The organism is Variovorax sp. LjRoot84 (assembly GCF_964254305.1).
Taxonomy (GTDB): Bacteria; Pseudomonadota; Gammaproteobacteria; order Burkholderiales; family Burkholderiaceae_C; genus Variovorax.
Genome location: NZ_CAXUTE020000001.1, coordinates 1,308,830 through 1,326,623 on the forward strand (window position 1 = coordinate 1,308,830; position 17,794 = coordinate 1,326,623).

The window sequence follows — 17,794 nt, forward strand, 5'->3', positions numbered from 1 at the left end:
GGAGTTCCTTGATTGAGGAGGGACGGGTGGGTCAGGGGACTGGTGCGCAGGATTCACCGGCGCGAAACGCATGGGGCAGCACGAGGCTCGCGCCGGCGTTCGGGACCGTGCCGCCGGCCAGCGCCTGCACGAGCAGCTCGACGCTGTGGCGGCCGATGTCGCCGTTCGGCTGGGTCACGGTGCTGAGCGCCGGCGTCAGGTCCTCGCCGAGCGCGATGCCGTCGAAGCCGATCACGCTCAGGTCGCGCGGCACCTGCAGCCCGCTCAGATGGGCCGCGCGGATGCTGCGGATGGCCAGCAGGTCGTTGGAGCAGACGAGGGCGGTGGGCCGCGGCGCGGCTTCGAGAAAGCGCGTCAGTTCGTCGACGGCGGTTTCGATGAACGGCACTTCGACCAGTGCCGGCGGCTCGAGCCCGGCAGTCGCCATGCCCTGGAGAAAGCCGCGCCAGCGTTGTTGTGCGCGGTCCGATGCGGCCAGCGTGCCGCTGACCATGGCGATGCGGCGGTGCCCGAGCTCGACCAGGCGCGCGACGGCGCTCGCCACCGCGCTCTCGCTGTCCACCGAGATGCAGGGGTGCTCGGGGTGCCGGTTGTAGACCAGCACATAGGGAAGGCCGGCGCCGCGCAGCCGCTCGAGCGCCGCCGAGGTGGCCGGGTTGGAGACCACCAGGATCAGGCCGTCGACATTGCCGGCCAGGAGCAGATTGACCGCGCGCTGTTCCTCGTCGAGCTGGTAGCCGGTGGTGACCGGAATGATCGCGTAGCCGCCCGCGGCGGCGGCTCGGGCGATGCCCTGCAGGCATTCGGCGAAGACCGGATTCAGCAGCGTGGGCAGCACCACGCCGAGCACCCGGCTGCGCTGGGTGCGCAGCGTGCGGGCGCTCGAATTGGGCAGATAGCCGAGCTCGCCGGCGACGCGTTCGACGTGCTCGCGCGTGGCCGGCGTCACCTTGTCCGGGAAGTTGAAGACGCGCGAGACCGTGGCCACGGAGACCCCGGCTTTCTCGGCGACGGACTGGATGCTCATGGCGGCGTTGCTGTTATGTAATCGATTACATTTCAGCGCCGCAGTGTGACCCCGTCATGACAACGGGTGGCCAAGGGCAAACCCTTGGCGACTCAGGAAAGGTGGTTCAGCGCCCGCGCCGGACGCGCCGCAGTTCGTCGAGGATCAAACAGATCGCCCCGATGGTGATCGCGCTGTCCGCCACGTTGAAGGCCGGGAAATGTCGGCCCGCGAGATGGAAGTCGAGGAAGTCGACCACGTAGCCGTGCATCAGGCGGTCGATCACGTTGCCGATCGCGCCGCCGAGGATCGCGGCCATGGCGAAGGAGAACAGTTTCTGCCCGGCATGCGACTTGAGCATCCAGACGATGAAGATGGCCGCAGCCACGCCGACGGCCGTGAAGAACCAGCGCTGCCAGCCTGCCGCATCCGCGAGGAAGGAGAAGGCGGCGCCGGTGTTGTGGGCGCGCACGATGTTGAAGAAGCTCGTGATGTAGGTGGCATCGCCGAGCTTGTAGTAGCCGAGGATCAGCGTCTTGGTGAACTGGTCGAGGATCAGGATCACCAGGGCCAAGCCGAGCCAGGGCCAGATGCCGGTGCGCGGCGCGGCGAGGGAGCGGGTGGCCATCAGGCGATGCTCCTGGCTTCGCCGGCACCGTAGAGGTTGCTGGTGCAGCGGCCGCAGATGGCCGGATGCGCTGGGTCGTGCCCGACGTCATCGCGCCAGTGCCAGCAGCGTTCGCATTTGGTGGCCGAACTCGCCGTCACCTGCGCCGACAGGTTGTCGCCGGCCGCCAGCTCGACGGCGGAGGTGATGAAGACGAACTTGAGGTCGTCGCCGAGCGAGGCCAGCAGCGCGTGGTCCTCGGCCGGCGCGACGAGCTTCACGTTGGCCTGCAGCGAGGAGCCGACCTGGCCGGCCGCGCGCACGGTTTCGATTTCCTTGTTGACGCTGTCGCGGATCTCGCGGATGCGGCTCCACTTGGCGAGCAGCGCCTCGTCGGGCGTGCCCAGGTCGCTGAAGACCTGGGTGAAGATCGACTCGCCGTTGCCGACGAACTTCCACGCCTCTTCGGCAGTGAAGCTCAGGAAGGGCGCCATCCAGCGCAGCATCGCCTGCGTGATGTGCCACAGCGCCGTCTGGGCGCTGCGCCGCGCGTGCGAGCCGGGCGCGGTGGTGTAGAGGCGGTCCTTCAGGATGTCGAGGTAGAAGGCGCCGAGGTCTTCCGAGCAATACACCTGCAGCTTGGCCACCACCGGGTGGAACTCGTAGACCTTGTAGTGCGCGAGCACCTCGGCCTGGAACTGCGCGGCGCGGCTCAAGGCATAGCGGTCGATCTCGAGCAGCTCGCCCCGCGGCACCGCGTCCTTCGCGATGTCGAAGTCGCTGGTGTTGGCGAGCAGGAAGCGCAGCGTGTTGCGGATGCGCCGGTAGGCGTCGACCACGCGCGCAAGGATCTTGTCGTCGCCCGCGATGTCGCCCGAATAGTCGCTGGCCGCGACCCAGAGCCGGATGATCTCGGCGCCGAGCTTCTTGTTGACTTCCTGCGGGTCGAGGCCGTTGCCGAGCGACTTGCTCATCTTGCGGCCCTGGCTGTCGATGGTGAAGCCGTGCGTCAGCAGGCCCTTGTAGGGCGCGCGGCCTTCGAGTGCGCAGGCGATCAAGAGCGACGAGTGGAACCAGCCGCGGTGCTGGTCGTGGCCTTCAAGGTAGAGGTCGGCTTCCGGGCCGGTCTGGTGGTGGACGTTCGGGTGCGTGCCGCGCAGCACGTGGAAGAAGGTCGAACCCGAGTCGAACCAGACCTCGAGGATGTCGGTGCTCTTGGTGTAGTGGGGCGCGTCGGCGGCGCCAAGGATCTCTTCGACCGTCACGCGGCTCCAGGCCTCGATGCCGCCTTTCTCGACGATGTCGGCCGCCTGGTCGAGGATCTCCATCGTGCGCGGATGCAGCTCGCCCGAGTCCTTGTGCAGGAAGAAGGGAATCGGCACGCCCCAGCTGCGCTGGCGGCTGATGCACCAGTCGGGCCGGTTGGCGATCATGTCGTGCAGGCGGGCCTTGCCATTCTCCGGATAGAAGCTGGTCTCTTCGATCGCATCCAGTGCCATCTGGCGCACGGTCTTGGGCGCCTTGTCCTTGGTGAACACGCCTTCGCCTTCGTCCATGCGGACGAACCACTGGGCCGCCGCGCGGTAGATCACTGGCGTCTTGTGGCGCCAGCAGTGCGGGTAGCTGTGGGTGATGGTCTCGGTCGTGAGCAGGCGGTTGGCATCGCGCAGCGTCTGGATGATGTGCGGCACGGCCTTCCAGATGTTCTGGCCGCCGAAGAGCGGGAAGTCGGGCGCGTAGCTGCCGTTGCCCTGCACCGGGTTCAGGATGTCGTCGTAGGCGACGCCGTGCGCGATGCAGGAGTTGAAGTCGTCCACGCCGTAGGCCGGCGAGGAGTGGACGATGCCGGTGCCGTCGTCGGCCGTCGCGTAGTCGGCCAGGTAGACCGGCGACAGGCGGCGGTAGCCGGCATCGACGTCGTAGAGCGGATGCTCGAACTCGAGGCCGCCGAGCTTCTCGCCCTTGGCGGTGGCCAGCACCTTGCCGTCGAGCGCATAGCGGTTCATGCACATCTCGACCAGCGAAGCGGCCAGCACCAGCAGGCCGCGCTCGGTATCGACCAGCGCGTAGTCGAGCTCGGGGTTCAGGTTGAGTGCCTGGTTGGCGGGGATGGTCCAGGCGGTGGTGGTCCAGATGACGACGAAGGCGTCCTTGGCGAGCGCCGGCAGGCCGAAGGCGGCCGCGAGCCTGGCCGGCTCGTGCGCCTTGAAGGCGACGTCGAGCGTCTGGCTCTTCTTGTCGGCGTATTCGATCTCGAACTCGGCCAGCGAAGAGCCGCAGTCGAAGCACCAATAGACCGGCTTGAGCCCGCGGTAGACGAAGCCGCGCTCGATCACGCGCTTGAAGGCGCGCAGCTCGCCGGCCTCGTTGGCGAAGTCCATGGTCTTGTAGGGATGGTCCCATTCGCCCAGCACGCCCAGGCGCTGGAAGTCGCCCATCTGCTGCGCGATCTGCTCGGTCGCGTAGGCGCGGCTCTTGGCCTGCATCTCGTCGCGGCTCAGGTTGCGGCCGTACTTCTTTTCGATCGCGTTCTCGATCGGCAGGCCGTGGCAGTCCCAGCCGGGCACGTAGAGCGCGTCGTAGCCCTCGAGCTGGCGCGCCTTGGTGATCATGTCCTTCAGGATCTTGTTGACGGCGTGGCCCATGTGGATCTGGCCGTTGGCGTACGGCGGGCCGTCGTGCAGGATGAACTTGGGCGCGCCGTGGCGCGCGTCGCGCAGGCGGTGGTAGCGGCCTTCGTCGTTCCACTCTTTCACCCAGCCCGGTTCGCGCTTGGGCAGGTCGCCGCGCATCGGGAAGGGGGTGTCGGGCAGGTTCAGCGTGGCGCGGTAGTCGATGGAGGGTGCAACGTCAGACATGATGGAGTTCGAAACAGGGCTTCGACAGGCTCAGCCCGAACGGTTAGGCGTCGGCGCGAATAAAAAGCCGTTCGCCCTGAGCTTGTCGAAGGGCGGCAGCACGGTGCGTGCAGGGCTAAATTCGGTCGCGCGTGGTCTGGCGATGGGTTTCGGCGTGGGTGGAAGCAAAGAACGCACGTGCGTCGCGGCCATCCTTCGCGATGCCCGCCGTGAGGGCCTCGAGGCTGGTGTAGCGCAATTCGTCGTGCAGTTTGTGTAGCAGTTCCACGCGCACGATTTTACCGTAGGCCCCTTCCGCGCCGAGGTGGGCCGGCCAATCGAGGCAATGGGTCTCCAAGAGCACCCGGCCGGCGTTGACATCGTTGGCGTCGAGCGAGGGACGCACGCCGAGGTTGGCGACGCCATGCAGTGGTGCATCGCCGAGACCGTGCACCAGCACCGCGAAGATGCCGCTGGCGGCCGGCTTCCAGTGCTTGAAGCGCAGGTTGAGGGTGCGGAAGCCGTCGTCGCGGCCGGGCTCCGAGGCGCCCAGCGCGCGGCCGAGCTTGCGGCCGTGCACCACATGGCCGGAGATCGCATAGGGCCGGCCGAGCAGGGCCTGCACGTCACCCATCCGGCCTTCGGCCAGCGCCTCGCGCACGGCGGAGCTCGAGACGCGCAGGCCGTGCACTTCGTAGCTCATCATCCGCGCCACGTCGAAGCCATGCCGGTCGCCGGCCTGGTCGAGCATCGCGTAGTCGCCGGCGCGCTTGGCGCCGAAACGGAAGTCGTCGCCGACCAGCACGTAGCGCACGCCCAAGCCCTCGATCAGCACGTGCTGGATGAATTCGTCGGGGGTCTGCGAGGCGAGGCGGGCATCGAAAGGCAGCACGATGGTCTGTGCCACGCCGCTGGCCGCCAGCTCGCTGAGCTTGTCGCGCAGCGTGCCGATGCGCGCCGGCGCCAGTTCGGGCCGCTTGTTGACGGCGGCGAAGTAGTCGCGCGGATGCGGCTCGAAGGTCAGCACGCAGCTGGGCAGCCCGCGCAGGCGCGCCTCGGTGTTGAGCAGCCCCAGCATGGCCTGGTGGCCACGGTGCACGCCGTCGAAATTGCCAATGGTCAGGGCGCAGGCCGGAGCCACACCCGGATGCCTGAAACCCCGGAAAACCTGCATCGGTTGATATCTTTTTGATAGCGCTTTGCGCCCGCCGAATGGGCCCATTCGGGGCTTTTTGTCACAAAGCCGGTATATTGTGACGCAGTGCGTCATCCGCAAGCCCTCCGGCAGGCGTGATGGCCTGGTCTTTCCGTGGTTCTTCTTTTGTCGAGGAGGCGTGTGGTGAAGGTCTTGAAGTTGTCGGCCCAAGGGCTGCCCCAATCGTGGATTTCGCTCGAACAGGCGGTGATCCACTACGCGGCGGACGAAGTGCGCTGGGAAGTCGGCGCGCAGGTCGCGCTGTTCCGCGGGGGCCACAACGCGATCACGGGCGAGCAGTCGCAGATCGCGGTCAACAGCATCATCGGCACCAAGGGCGTGCCGCGCATCAACCCCTTCACGCAGCGCCCCGGCCTCACCAACAGCAAGCTGTTCGCACGCGACCGCAACGTCTGCGCCTATTGCGGCGGCCACTTCCACGAGGAAGAACTCACGCGCGAGCACATCATCCCGTTCGCGCAGAACGGCATCGACACCTGGATGAACGTGGTCACGGCCTGCAAGCCCTGCAACCACCGCAAGAGCAGCCGCACGCCCGAGCAGGCCAACATGCCGCTGCTCTACGCGCCTTACGTGCCCAGCCTGTGGGAAGACTTCATCCTGCGCAACCGCCGCATCCTGGCCGACCAGATGGAGTTCCTGATGGCGCACTTGCCGCACAGCTCGCGGCTGCACGGCTAGCGCCGGGCCGATCTCGATCTGCTAGTAGGTCAGCTCGAGCACGCTGACATCGCCCTGTGCCGCCGGCCAGTTCTGGCCGGCCACGCGTTCGCCATTGAACTCGGCCACGACGCTGCGCAGCGCATCACTTGAAAGCTTGAGCTTCGAGCTCGACACGCCCGCGCCCTGCGGCGGCACCCCGGGCAGCGTGGCCTGGCCGTCGAAGCGCATGGCGTCGCGCTGGGCATCGAAATAGCCGCGCGGCCGCGTGAAGACGACCAGCGCCTTGGCGTCGCGATCGGCTTCGGCGATGCGCTCGGGCCGCAACTGCACCACGGCGCTCGAACGCGGGAAGGGACTGCGGTAGATGTGCGTGGTGGCATAGCCCGGCGCGCTCAGCACGAATTCGTAGGCCGTGGCCGGTTGCGCGTTGAAGGGGCCCCAGCGGCCGTCCTGCGCGATGGTCTGCTCCCACGCGGCTGCGCCGCGGCGTGCGCCGGTCGCGGTATCGACCGCGAAGACCGCGAGCCGGGCGCCGGCGAGCGGCAGGTTGTTGACGAAGGTGCCGCTCGCGGGATGGAGCGGATCGAGCCCCAGGCCCGTGACCTTGCCCGACAGCGCGATCGTCGATTCGGCCACCGGCTGCAGCGTGCGCGGGGCCTCGCCGGTCAGGAAGCGCCAGCCCGCATCGAAGGCGGCCGGCGAGAACGAAGTTTCGCGATGGTCGACGCGCGGAAGCGCCACGTTGGTCGCGCCTTTGAGCGCCGGACCGTCGAAGCCGATGTTCGTGGGCGTGCCCTTGGCGCCGATCCACACGCCGTCGGGCTGTGCGTACTTGTCGTTGTTGTCGGAGCGCACGGTCAGCCACTTCACGCCCGGCGTGACCTCGTCGCCGGCCCCGTTCTTCGGTGCGTTGAGCCGCTGCATGAAGGGGCTCAGGCCGGAGAACTCGTTGCCCTCGCGCAGCCCCTTGACGGCCCAGATGCCGTGCGCCGGGTTGCCGCCCAGTACCACGTGGCTCACGACCTGGTCGCCACCGCCGTTCTGCACGTAGTTGCGGATCGTGTTGCCGCCGCGCGAGTTGCCGATCAGGACGACCTTGCTGGCGCCCGTGGTCGTCAGCACGCGCTCGACCTCCGCTTTCAGGAAGGCCATCGACTCGGCGGTCGAACTGCGCCCCGGTTGCGCCACCGCATCGTCGTCGCGCGCCAGCGGAAAGGGCTGGTCGACCGTGAAGAGCCGTTCGCGCGGCCAGCCGTTCGATTCGAAGCGCCACAGCGTCGTCTGCCACAGTGCGGCGGAGTCGCCGTTGCCGTGCATGAACACGATCGGCGGCCGCTCGCTGGAAAGAGGCGCGGTGTTGCAGGCGGCGAGCATGGTCGTGGCGAGGCAGAGGGCGATCAGATGACGGCGAGTGTGCATGGGCAGGCTCCAATACAAAAAAGCGCCCGCGAGCGCAGGGCTGGCGGGCGCGGTGCTATCGGGAAAAGATAGCAGTTCCGTGTGTCAGGCGAAGACGCCGGCTGTGTCCTGCATGCGCGACGATACCTCGCCCAGGTGGTGCAGCGTATCGCCGAAGCTCATCTCCAGCTGCGTCAGCTTCCTGAAGTAGTGGCTCCCGATGTACTCGTCGGTCACGCCGATGCCGCCGTGCAGTTGCACCGACTGCTGGCTGATGAAGCGCATCGACACGCCCAGCTGGTACTTGGCGCGCGCGGCGCCCTGGCGGCGCTCGGCGGCCGGTGCGTTGAGTTTCAGGGTTGCGTAGTAGCTCATGGAGCGCGCGAGTTCGAGCTGCATCTTCATGTCGGCCACGCGGTGGCGCAGGGCCTGGAAGCTCGCGATCGCCACGCCGAACTGCTTGCGCGTGTTCATGTACTCGACCGTGAGGGCGAGCGTCTTGTCCATTACGCCCACGGCTTCGGCGCAGGCCGCGGCGATGCCGATGTCGACCGCGTGTTCGAGTGCGGGCAGGCCATCCTTCGTGATGAGGGTAGCGGCGGCCTTGTCGAACACGACTTCGGCGGCGCGGCTGCCGTCCTGCGTGCCGTAGCCGCGTGCGGCCACGCCGTCTTCGGAACGCGGGACGAGAAAGAGCGCGATCCTGCCGTCCAACTGCGCGGGGACGATGAAGGCATCGGCCTCGTCGCCGGCCGGCACCACGCTCTTGCTGCCGTTCAGGCGATAGCCATCGCCGTCCTTGACCGCGCTGGCCTCGCAGACGTCGAGCCGATAGCGCGCCTTGCGTTCCTGGTGTGCGAGCACGACCAGGGCCTGCCCGCCTGCGATGCGCGGCAGCCAGCTGTCCTTGGTGTCCTCGTCGGCATGCGCTGCGAGCACGGCACCGGCGATGAAGGACTGGGCGAGCGGCTCCAGCACGATGCCGCGCCCCAGCTCCTCCATCACGACCATGCCCTCGACCGGCCCCATGCCGAGGCCGCCCTCGTCTTCGGGAATGTAGAGACCGCACAGGCCCAGTTCGGCCAGCTCGTCCCAGGCTTCGCGCGAGAAGCCGCCGGCGGCCTCGATGCCGCGGCGGCGCTCGAAGCCGTAGCCTTTTTCGACCCACTTGGCGACGGCGTCGCGAAGCTGTTGCTGGTCATCGCTGAAATTGAAGTCCATTGTCTTGATCCTTGATGCCTGCGTTCAGCCCAGAACGGTCTGGGCGACGATGTTGCGTTGCACCTCGTTGCTGCCGCCGTAGATGGTGGTCTTGCGCATGTTGAAGTAGGTCGTCGCGAGCGGCGCCACTTCGGCGTGGCCGCCGGGGAAGTCGCCTTGCCAGCCGGCTGCCATGGCTTCGCGGATCAGCGGCAGCGCGAAGGGGCCCGCCGCCAGCATCATGAGTTCGGAATAGCGCTGCTGGATCTCGCTGCCCTTGATCTTGAGCAGGCCCGCGATGTCGAGCGAGTTCTTGCCCGAGGTGGCGGCCGAGAGCACGCGCAGCACCAGCATCTCCAAAGCGATCACGTCGACCTCGAGCTTGGCGATCTCGTCGCGGAAGCGCTGGTCTTCCCAAACGCCCTCGCGTTTGGCAATGCGCTTCAGGCGCTCCAGCTCGCGCTTGGCGCGGTTCGCATCGGCGATGTTGGTGCGTTCGTGCGAGAGCAGATGCTTGGCGTAGGTCCAGCCCTTGTTTTCTTCGCCGATCAGGTTCTCGGCCGGCACTTCGACGTTGTCGAACCAGACTTCGTTGACCTCATGGCTGCCGTCGAGCAGCTTGATCGGTCGCACCGTGACGCCGGGTGACTTCATGTCGATCAGCAGGAAGCTGATGCCGGTCTGCGGCTTGCCCTCGTTGCTGGTGCGCACCAGGCAGAAGATCCATTCGCCGTACTGGCCGAGCGTGGTCCAGGTTTTCTGGCCGTTGACGATGTACTTGTCACCCTTTCGTTCGGCCTTGGTCTTCACCGAAGCGAGGTCCGAACCCGAGCCGGGCTCGCTGTAGCCCTGGCTCCACCAGACCTCGCCGCTCGCGATGCCGGGCAGGAAGCGCTTCTGCTGCTCGGCATTGCCGAAGGCCTGGATCACCGGTGCCACCATGACCGGACCGAAGGGGACGATGCGCGGCGCGCCGGCCAGCGCGGTTTCTTCCTCGAACAGGTGCTTCTGGATCGCGCTCCAGCCGGGGCCGCCGAATTCGGTCGGCCAGCCGTAGCCCAGCCAGCCCTTCTTGCCGAGGATCTTGGCCCAGCGCTGCAAGTCTTCGCGCGTGAGTTCCAGTGCGTTGCGCACCTTGTGGGAGATGTCTTGGGGAAGGTTGTCTTTGACCCAGGCGCGAATCTCTTCGCGGAACTTCTGTTCTTCGGGCGTGAAGCTCAAATCCATGCTTGCCTCGCTGTGTTGATCGAGCGCCGCGGAGGCGGCGCGTCCGTCGGACCGATTAGTTTTAGCACGGTCGTGCTAGTTCGCGGTGTCCGCGCCGCGACAAATGGGATCGGTGGAAACGAGCACAGATAATCCCGCCTCCCATGAAGAACATCGTGATCCTGATCTCCGGCAGCGGCTCCAACATGGCGGCCATCGTGCATGCCGCCGCGCGTGAGCGCTGGGCGCAGCGCTTCGGTGCGCGCGTCGCAGCGGTCATCAGCAACAAGGCGGGGGCGCCGGGTCTCGCTTTGGCGCAGGCGCAAGGCATCGCGACCGCGGTGATCCCGCACCAGGACTTCGCCACCCGCGAGGCCTTCGATGCGGCGTTGGCCGATGCCGTCGATGCGCATGCGCCGGCGCTGGTGGTGCTTGCGGGATTCATGCGCATCCTCACGCCGGGCTTTGTGGCCCGCTATGAAGGGCGGCTGATCAACATCCATCCTTCGCTGCTGCCGGCCTTTCCAGGGCTGCATACTCACCGCCGCGCGATCGAGGCGGGCTGCCGGGTGGCAGGCGTGACGGTGCACCAGGTGACGGTCGAGCTCGACCATGGGCCGATCCTCGCGCAGGCGGTGGTACCGGTCCTGCCGGACGACACGCCCGAGACGCTTTCAGCCCGTGTGCTGGCGCAGGAACATAGGGTTTACCCGCAAGCCATTGCGGACTGGCTTGATGAAACAAAATGACACAATCTGGTTTTCCCCGCTCGGAGAATCGTTTGTGAGAAGCCGTCACCTGTTGCTGTCCGCGCTGGCTGCCGCCGCGCTGTCGTCCGGCTGCGCCACTCCTGCACCTGCGCCCGCTCCGGCGCCAGCGCCCGCACCGGTGGCTGCCGCCCCGGCGCCCGCGCCGCAAGCGCAATGCAACGCCGACGGCGCCAAGTTCGCGATCGGCCAACCCGCCTCGGCGCAGCTCGAGGCCGCGGCCCGCGTCCGCGCCGGCGCTGAGAGTGTGCGCATCCTCACGCCCAACCAGGCGGTCACGATGGAATTCAACGCGGTCCGGCTCAACCTCGTCGTCGATGCGCGCAACCGCGTGACGGCGGTGCGCTGCGGCTGAAGGTCGTTCTGGCTTTCCTCTAGCCGAGCTTGACGAAACGCAACTGTGGCAAGCCGTCGATCTCCACGGTCTCGCCGAACATCGCCGCCGGGCGTACCCACAGCCCGCGCGCGCCGTAGAGCGCTCGATACAGCGTCATCGGCTCCAGCGTCTCGCTGTGGCGCACGGTGCCGAGCACTTCGTATTCGCCGCCCTTGTAATGCCGGTAGCGGCCGGGCGGTGTTTCGATCAGGGGCGGAAGGTCGTCGTCGGTCACGCTGGGCATTGTCCTCAAGGGATTGAAAGGTCGAGATGGATCGAGCCGATTTTGTTCATCTGGTCCGATTGAGCGAGCATGCCAGCGCGGACGACAGCAACGGCTACCGGCGCGGCGTCGCTGCTTTCGCCGCACTGGGCTATCTGTGGGTGATTGCATGCCTGGCGCTCGCGGTCGGCATCATCGCCTGGGTCGTTGCGTCGATGGGGCAGGGGCGCTTCAATTTCACGCGCGGCTGGCTTCTGCTCTTCGCGCTGGGCCTGCTGTGGGCCACGCTGCGTGCGCTGTGGGTGCGCTTCGACGAGCCCGAGGGGGTGCAGCTTGCGCGCGAGGATGCGCCGGCGCTTTTCGAGGCACTCGACCGCATCCGACAGAAGATCGATGGCCCGCCGGTCCATCACGTCTACCTCGACAGCGAGTTCAACGCCAGCATCCGCCAGCTGCCGCGCTTCGGTCTCTTCGGGGGTGCGGTCAACTACCTGAGCGTCGGATTGCCGCTCCTGATGGCGCTGGACAAGCGGCGCCTGCTGTCGGTGCTGGCGCACGAGTACGGCCACCTGCGCGGGAACCACGGCAAGCTGAGCGCCTGGATCTACCGCACGCGCTTGTCCTGGCTCAAGCTCGATGCCAGCCTGCAGAACGACGAGGGCGTGATGGCGCTGGCCTCGCAGGCCTTTTTTCGCTGGTACTTCCCGCGCTTCGCTGCCAAGACCTTTGCGCTGGCGCGGCAGGACGAGTACGAAGCCGACCGTGTCTCGGCCCGCCTGCTCGGGCCCGGCGTGGCCGGTGCGGCATTGACTGAGATCGCCGTCAAGAGCACCTGGTATGCGGATGCCTTCTGGGCCGGGCACTGGGCGCGCGCTGCCCAGGAGCCGTTGCCGGCCGGGCCCTTCTCCGCGATGGAAGCCCAGCTCTGCGCGCCCGTCGCTCCCGATCTGGCGCGCGAGGCGCTGCGCAGCGCGCTGCGGCGCGTGAGCGATGTCGACGACACCCATCCGGTGCTGCGCGACCGCCTCGAAGCGCTCGATGAGAAGGCCGCGCTGCCGGTCTGGTCGGCGAAGTCGGCGCTCGAATTGCTGGCCGACAAGGCGAAATGGATCGCGTACTTCGATGGGGAATGGCGCCGCACGCATGCGAGCGACTGGAAGCAGCATCACGCCTACCTCGCACGCGTGCGGGAACGCGTCGCCGCGCTGGCCGGCAGCGCTGGACGCAACAACGCCGACGAGATGGTCGAGTGGGCCGATTGCGAGCGCCGTATCAATGCAGTCGCCGATGTACGCGGCCGCTACGAACGCGCGTTGCAGATCACGGCGGACCACCCGGGCGCGCTGCGCGGCCTGGCGCAGACGCTCCCGCCCAAGGATCGCGCTGCGCGCCTTGCCGTGCTGGAGCGGCTCCACGCGTCGAGCACCGCGAGCCGCTGGTGGGCCGCCAAGACCGCCGTCGCGCTGCTCGAGGATCCCGATGCCGGGCCGCACGACGAGCCTGCGCTCAAACTGTGGCGCGAGCGGGCCAAGGCGGCCGAGGCGGCCGAGCAGCGCGCCTGGGAGGAGATCACCAGTACGCCCTTCTTCAGCCAGATCGCGCGCCATGACCTGAGCGAGTTCGAGCTCGGCGAGTTGAGAGCCGACCTGGTCCGTTGCAGCCCGATCTCGCGGGCCTGGCTGGTACGCAAAAACTTGCGCGAATTCCCATGGCGCCGCGCCTACGTCGTATTCGTCGAACTGCCGGGGCTGCCCGACGAGGAGCGCTGGAACCTGTGCCGCCAGCTCGAGCAGACCTTGAGCCTGCCCGGCGCCGCGCTGGTGCTGTGGGCCGGGCATTCGCCCACCCCCGCGGAAATCGAGCGTCAGGCCTTCGGGCCGGTCTGGACGCGCACGGCCGGCTGAGACAATGGGGCATGCACCCCAAAGCCCTTCTCGAGGCCTGCGCCGATCTGGTCGGCCTCGTCCTGAAATTCGATCACCCTGCCGACCAGGTCGTTTCCCGCTTCTTCCGTGAGCACCGCGAGTTCGGACCGCGCGAGCGCGCCACGCTGGCCGAGACGGTCTACACCGTGTTGCGCAAGAAGCTCCTCTTCGATCATCTGTCGCCCTCCGGCAGCGGGCCGAAGGAACGGCGCATGGCCATCCTCGGATTTCACGGTCCGCGCGATTTCCTGAAGAGCGCGCTCAGCGATGTCGAAAAGCGTTGGCTCGACAACTGCGACGCCGTCAAACCCGACGACCTGCTGGAGCGCCATCGCCACAACCTGCCCGAATGGCTGGTGGCGCCACTCAAGGCACAGCTGGGCGACGGATTCTGGCCGTTGGTGGAAAGCCTGCAGCAGCCCGCGCCGCTCGACCTGCGGGTCAATGCGCTCACCGACAAGCGGCCCGATGTGCAGAAAGAGCTTGCGCTGGCCGCCATCAAGGCGGTCGCGACGCCGTTCTCGCCCTGGGGCCTGCGCATCGACGGCAAGCCCGCGCTCGCGAAGCTCGATGCTTTCGCGCGCGGCGCGGTCGAGGTGCAGGACGAGGGCTCGCAGCTGCTGGCGCTGCTGCTCGATGCCAAGCGCGGCGAAATGGTGGTGGACTTCTGCGCCGGCGCGGGCGGCAAGACGCTTGCCATCGGGGCCACGATGCGCAACACCGGCCGGCTCTACGCCTTCGACACCTCGGCGCACCGGCTCGATGCGCTCAAGCCGCGCTTGGCGCGCAGCAAGCTCTCGAACGTGCATCCCGCCGCCATCGCCCACGAGCGCGACGAGCGCATCAAGCGCCTGGCCGGCAAGATCGACAGGGTGCTGGTCGATGCGCCATGCTCGGGCCTGGGCACGCTGCGGCGCAATCCGGACCTCAAGTGGCGGCAGTCGCCGAAGTCGGTCGAGGAATTGACAGCGAAGCAGACGGCGATTCTTCAGAGCGCCGCGCGGCTCGTGAAATCGGGCGGCCGCCTTGTCTACGCCACCTGCAGCGTGCTGCCGGAGGAAAACGAGGCCATCGCCGAGGCCTTTGGCGCCGCCAACCCGGATTTCGAGCCGCAGGACGTCGTGGAAGTGCTGAGTGGCCTGAAGGTCGCGGGCGCCGAAGGCCTCGGTGCCGGCGGCGAAGGCGGCAAGCGCTATCTGCGCCTCTGGCCGCACCGTCATGCCACCGATGGTTTCTTTGCCGCGGTCTGGAACCGGAAGTAGGCAAGAAGACCCAAAGAAGAGGGATAACTTGCGCTCGATCGAGGATTTAGCCCCCTTTTCGGGGCCGAAGCCTTAAAATCACAGCTTACCTGAAGGCTGCACCTTCGTGCGGCCATGGAGTACCGAACTCAATGTTGCTTCCTGACTCTGCCGTTCTGAGCGCGGCCATCGAATGGCTCGGACACGGCTTGTGGGATCTCGCGTGGTGGCAAGTCGTGCTGTACACGCTGTTCACCACGCACATCACGATCGCCGCGGTCACGATCTTCCTGCACCGCACGCAGACGCACCGGGCCATGGATCTGGGCCCGATTCCTTCGCATTTCTTCCGTTTCTGGCTTTGGCTGGGCACCGGCATGGTGACCAAGGAGTGGGTGGCGATCCACCGCAAGCACCACGCCAAGTGCGAAACCGAAGAAGACCCGCACAGCCCGCAGGTCCGGGGCATCGACGAAGTGCTGTGGCGCGGCGCCGAGCTCTATCGCGCCGAGTCGAAGAACAAGGAAACGATGGAGCGCTACGGCCATGGCACGCCGGACGACTGGCTCGAGCGCAACCTCTATTCGCGCTACAGCTGGCAGGGCGTGGGCCTGATGCTGGTGCTCAACCTGGCGCTCTTCGGCACGCTCGGGATGGCTGTGTGGGCGGTCCAGATGCTCTGGATCCCGATCACGGCGGCCGGCGTGATCAACGGCATCGGCCACTACTGGGGCTACCGCAACTTCGAGGCGCCCGACGCCAGCCGCAACATCATGCCCTGGGGCCTGATCATTGGTGGCGAGGAATTGCACAACAACCATCACACGTACCCGACCTCGGCGAAGTTCTCCGTCAAGAAGTACGAGTTCGACATCGGCTGGGTCTACATCCGCTTGATGCAGAAGCTCGGCTGGGCCAAGGTCAAGAAGGTGCCGCCGAAGATGCAGCTGGGCGACATCCAGCCGGTGGCCGACCAGAAGACCCTCGAGGCCGTCATCGCCAATCGTTACGAAGTGATGGCCGGCTATGCGCGCGAAATGCGCCGTGCCACCAAGGCAGAGCTGGCGTCGCTGAAGGCCAAGGGTGCCGATCTGTCGGTGCTGAAGGCCGCCAAGCGTTGGTTGCACCGCGACGACGACAAGGTGCCCGCTGCAGCCCGTTCGAACTTGGTGCAGGCACGTGCTGCGCACCCGGTGCTCGACAAGATGGTGACGATGCGCGAAGAACTTCGTCAGCTGTGGCTCAACACCTCGCAGTCGCGCGAACAACTGGCCGCCGATTTGGCTGCCTGGTGCCACCGTGCCGAAGCCAGCGGCATCGCAGGGTTGCGTGAGTTCTCCACCCGCCTGCGCGCGGCGCGCGCCTGACGGGCAACCTTTTGCCTCGATCCAAAGCCGGCCTGCGGGCCGGCTTTTTCTTGGGCAACAAAAAACCCGCTGGATCGCAGCGGGTTTTTTGTTTGAAGCCAGCCGAATTACTTCAGCTTGATTTCCTTGTACTCGACGTGCTTGCGCGCCTTCGGGTCGAACTTCATGATCGACATCTTTTCGGGCATCGTCTTCTTGTTCTTGCTGGTCGTGTAGAAATGGCCGGTACCCGCGGTGGATTCCAGCTTGATCTTTTCGCGTCCGCCTTTGCTCGTTGCCATGGTTCAGCTCCTTAAGCTTGGCCGCGTGCACGCAGGTCTGCGAGCACGGCGTCGATGCCGTTCTTGTCGATCAGGCGCAAAGCGGCGCTCGAAACACGCAGGCGCACCCAGCGATTTTCGGTCTCGACCCAGAAACGGCGGTATTGCAGGTTCGGCAGGAACCGGCGCTTGGTTTTGTTGTTGGCGTGGGAAACGTTGTTTCCGACCATCGGGCCTTTGCCCGTTACATCGCATACGCGTGCCATGTGGACACTCTTTCTTGAACAGCTGGCACCGGGCGCAAGGTGATTGCGGGGTGGGTTGCAGCTTGACCTCGCCAGAAACGGGTGGCGGTACCCCGGCTTGCCGTGAGTTCCGGGCCCTCGAGAACAAGGGCCGAATTCGGCAAAGCCTGAGATTATAGCCTCATCCGCTCTATGAGTGGTTCAAAGCGTGCCGTCCTGCTCCAGGAAACGCTGGGCATCGAGCGCCGCCATGCAGCCGGTGCCCGCACTGGTGATGGCCTGGCGGTAGACGTGGTCCTGCACGTCGCCGGCCGCGAAAACGCCCGGAACGCTGGTCATGGTCGCAAAACCCTGAAGGCCCGAGCGGGTGAGGATGTAGCCGTCCTTCATCTCGACCTGGCCCTGAAAGATGTCGGTGTTCGGGTGGTGGCCGATGGCGATGAAGCAGCCCTTGAGATCGATCTGCTCGGTCGCGCCGGTCTGGGTGTTCTTGAGGCGGATGCCGGTCACGCCCGTGTCGTCGCCCAGCACCTCGTCCAGCGTGTTGTGCACCCTGAGCTCGATCTTCCCTTCGGCGGCCTTTTCGTGGAGCTTGTCGATCAGGATCGGCTCGGCGCGGAACTTGTCGCGGCGATGCACCAGCGTCACCTTCTTGGCGATGTTCGAGAGATAGAGCGCCTCTTCGACCGCGGTATTGCCGCCGCCGACCACGCAGACTTCCTGGTCGCGGTAGAAGAAGCCGTCGCAGGTCGCGCAGCCCGAGACGCCGCGGCCCATGAAGTGCTGTTCGGAGTCGAGCCCGAGGTACTTGGCCGAAGCGCCGGTGGCGATCACGAGCGCATCGCAGGTGTAGGTGCCGCTGTCGCCAGTCAGGGCGAAGGGGCGCTTGCTCAGGTCGACCTTGTTGATGTGATCGAACACGATCTCCGTCTTGAAGCGTTCGGCGTGCTCCAGGAAGCGCTGCATGAGGTCAGGGCCCTGTACGCCATGCACATCGGCCGGCCAGTTGTCGACGTCGGTGGTCGTCATGAGCTGGCCGCCCTGGGCGATGCCGGTGATCAACATGGGTTGGAGGTTGGCGCGGGCCGCATAGACGGCGGCGGTATAACCGGCCGGGCCGGAGCCCAGAATAAGAACCTTCGCGTGGCGTGGGGAGGACGACATGAGTAGAAAACCTAGGATTGACGCTGCATCAGCGTGTACATTTTCAGGGTGATAGATATGGAGTATCACCGTTCGGTTCAAGGCCGGGCGTGG

17 protein-coding genes are annotated in these 17,794 nt (G+C 66.6%); 6 read left to right on the forward strand and 11 right to left on the reverse strand.

What is annotated here, in order from left to right:
- Positions 1 to 31 precede the first annotated feature (31 nt).
- From ACSQ9I_RS06660 to ACSQ9I_RS06675, 4 genes are all read right to left on the reverse strand, one after another.
- Complete coding sequence (locus tag ACSQ9I_RS06660; RefSeq protein WP_436312652.1) at positions 32 to 1,027, reverse strand: LacI family DNA-binding transcriptional regulator; 996 nt, start codon at positions 1,025 to 1,027, stop codon at positions 32 to 34.
- A 106-nt stretch (positions 1,028 to 1,133) separates the two neighbouring features.
- Positions 1,134 to 1,634 (reverse strand): signal peptidase II, encoded by a 501-nt coding sequence (gene lspA, locus ACSQ9I_RS06665; RefSeq protein WP_170855667.1) that lies wholly within the window; start codon positions 1,632 to 1,634, stop codon positions 1,134 to 1,136.
- On the reverse strand, positions 1,634 to 4,471 hold the full coding sequence (gene ileS, locus ACSQ9I_RS06670) for an isoleucine--tRNA ligase (RefSeq protein ID WP_436312653.1): 2,838 nt from the start codon (positions 4,469 to 4,471) through the stop codon (positions 1,634 to 1,636). The genes lspA and ileS overlap by 1 nt, the downstream gene beginning before the upstream one ends.
- Before the next feature lie 115 nt (positions 4,472 to 4,586).
- Positions 4,587 to 5,624 (reverse strand): bifunctional riboflavin kinase/FAD synthetase, encoded by a 1,038-nt coding sequence (locus tag ACSQ9I_RS06675; RefSeq protein WP_093108942.1) that lies wholly within the window; start codon positions 5,622 to 5,624, stop codon positions 4,587 to 4,589.
- Positions 5,625 to 5,789: 165 nt separating this feature from the next.
- Here ACSQ9I_RS06675 and ACSQ9I_RS06680 point away from each other — a divergent pair, with 165 nt between their 5' ends.
- Complete coding sequence (locus ACSQ9I_RS06680; RefSeq protein ID WP_093108941.1) at positions 5,790 to 6,347, forward strand: HNH endonuclease; 558 nt, start codon at positions 5,790 to 5,792, stop codon at positions 6,345 to 6,347.
- Between the two features lie 21 nt (positions 6,348 to 6,368).
- Here ACSQ9I_RS06680 and ACSQ9I_RS06685 read toward each other — a convergent pair whose 3' ends face one another.
- The 3 genes from ACSQ9I_RS06685 to ACSQ9I_RS06695 all read right to left on the reverse strand — a co-directional run bounded on the left by ACSQ9I_RS06685 (position 6,369) and on the right by ACSQ9I_RS06695 (position 10,154).
- Positions 6,369 to 7,748 (reverse strand): alpha/beta fold hydrolase, encoded by a 1,380-nt coding sequence (locus ACSQ9I_RS06685; protein WP_436312654.1) that lies wholly within the window; start codon positions 7,746 to 7,748, stop codon positions 6,369 to 6,371.
- Positions 7,749 to 7,832: 84 nt separating this feature from the next.
- Positions 7,833 to 8,948 carry an acyl-CoA dehydrogenase family protein gene (locus tag ACSQ9I_RS06690; protein ID WP_093108939.1) on the reverse strand — a complete coding sequence of 372 codons (1,116 nt, stop codon included), beginning with the start codon at positions 8,946 to 8,948 and terminating at the stop codon, positions 7,833 to 7,835.
- A 24-nt stretch (positions 8,949 to 8,972) separates the two neighbouring features.
- Positions 8,973 to 10,154, reverse strand: coding sequence for an acyl-CoA dehydrogenase family protein (locus ACSQ9I_RS06695; protein WP_436312655.1), 1,182 nt, complete (start codon positions 10,152 to 10,154; stop codon positions 8,973 to 8,975).
- A gap of 143 nt (positions 10,155 to 10,297) precedes the next feature.
- Between ACSQ9I_RS06695 and purN the strand changes: the two genes are divergently transcribed.
- Both purN and ACSQ9I_RS06705 read left to right on the forward strand, forming a co-directional pair.
- The gene (gene purN / locus ACSQ9I_RS06700; protein ID WP_093108937.1) at positions 10,298 to 10,882 is read left to right on the forward strand and encodes a phosphoribosylglycinamide formyltransferase; all 585 of its coding nucleotides are present in this window, start codon (positions 10,298 to 10,300) and stop codon (positions 10,880 to 10,882) included.
- A gap of 34 nt (positions 10,883 to 10,916) precedes the next feature.
- Positions 10,917 to 11,255, forward strand: a complete 339-nt coding sequence (locus ACSQ9I_RS06705; RefSeq protein ID WP_436312656.1) for an I78 family peptidase inhibitor — start codon at positions 10,917 to 10,919, stop codon at positions 11,253 to 11,255.
- A gap of 19 nt (positions 11,256 to 11,274) precedes the next feature.
- Here the strand turns inward: ACSQ9I_RS06705 and ACSQ9I_RS06710 are convergent, their stop codons facing one another.
- On the reverse strand, positions 11,275 to 11,511 hold the full coding sequence (locus ACSQ9I_RS06710) for a DUF1653 domain-containing protein (RefSeq protein WP_093109080.1): 237 nt from the start codon (positions 11,509 to 11,511) through the stop codon (positions 11,275 to 11,277).
- 35 nt (positions 11,512 to 11,546) lie between these two features.
- On the opposite strand from ACSQ9I_RS06710, the gene ACSQ9I_RS06715 reads away from it, so the two are divergent.
- The 3 genes from ACSQ9I_RS06715 (at position 11,547) to ACSQ9I_RS06725 (ending at position 16,032) form a co-directional block, all read left to right on the forward strand.
- Positions 11,547 to 13,403, forward strand: coding sequence for a M48 family metalloprotease (locus ACSQ9I_RS06715; RefSeq protein ID WP_436312657.1), 1,857 nt, complete (start codon positions 11,547 to 11,549; stop codon positions 13,401 to 13,403).
- 11 nt (positions 13,404 to 13,414) lie between these two features.
- A complete protein-coding gene (locus ACSQ9I_RS06720; protein WP_436312658.1) occupies positions 13,415 to 14,686 on the forward strand; it encodes an RsmB/NOP family class I SAM-dependent RNA methyltransferase in 1,272 nt (423 codons plus the stop codon).
- Positions 14,687 to 14,817: 131 nt separating this feature from the next.
- Positions 14,818 to 16,032 carry a DesA family fatty acid desaturase gene (locus ACSQ9I_RS06725; protein WP_093108933.1) on the forward strand — a complete coding sequence of 405 codons (1,215 nt, stop codon included), beginning with the start codon at positions 14,818 to 14,820 and terminating at the stop codon, positions 16,030 to 16,032.
- Positions 16,033 to 16,139: 107 nt separating this feature from the next.
- Here ACSQ9I_RS06725 and rpmG read toward each other — a convergent pair whose 3' ends face one another.
- The 3 genes from rpmG to trxB all read right to left on the reverse strand — a co-directional run bounded on the left by rpmG (position 16,140) and on the right by trxB (position 17,701).
- Positions 16,140 to 16,313 carry a 50S ribosomal protein L33 gene (rpmG, locus tag ACSQ9I_RS06730; protein ID WP_007830291.1) on the reverse strand — a complete coding sequence of 58 codons (174 nt, stop codon included), beginning with the start codon at positions 16,311 to 16,313 and terminating at the stop codon, positions 16,140 to 16,142.
- Between the two features lie 11 nt (positions 16,314 to 16,324).
- A complete protein-coding gene (rpmB, locus tag ACSQ9I_RS06735; protein ID WP_007830293.1) occupies positions 16,325 to 16,558 on the reverse strand; it encodes a 50S ribosomal protein L28 in 234 nt (77 codons plus the stop codon).
- A 180-nt stretch (positions 16,559 to 16,738) separates the two neighbouring features.
- On the reverse strand, positions 16,739 to 17,701 hold the full coding sequence (gene trxB, locus ACSQ9I_RS06740; protein ID WP_093108932.1) for a thioredoxin-disulfide reductase: 963 nt from the start codon (positions 17,699 to 17,701) through the stop codon (positions 16,739 to 16,741).
- Between the last annotated feature and the right edge of the window lie 93 nt (positions 17,702 to 17,794).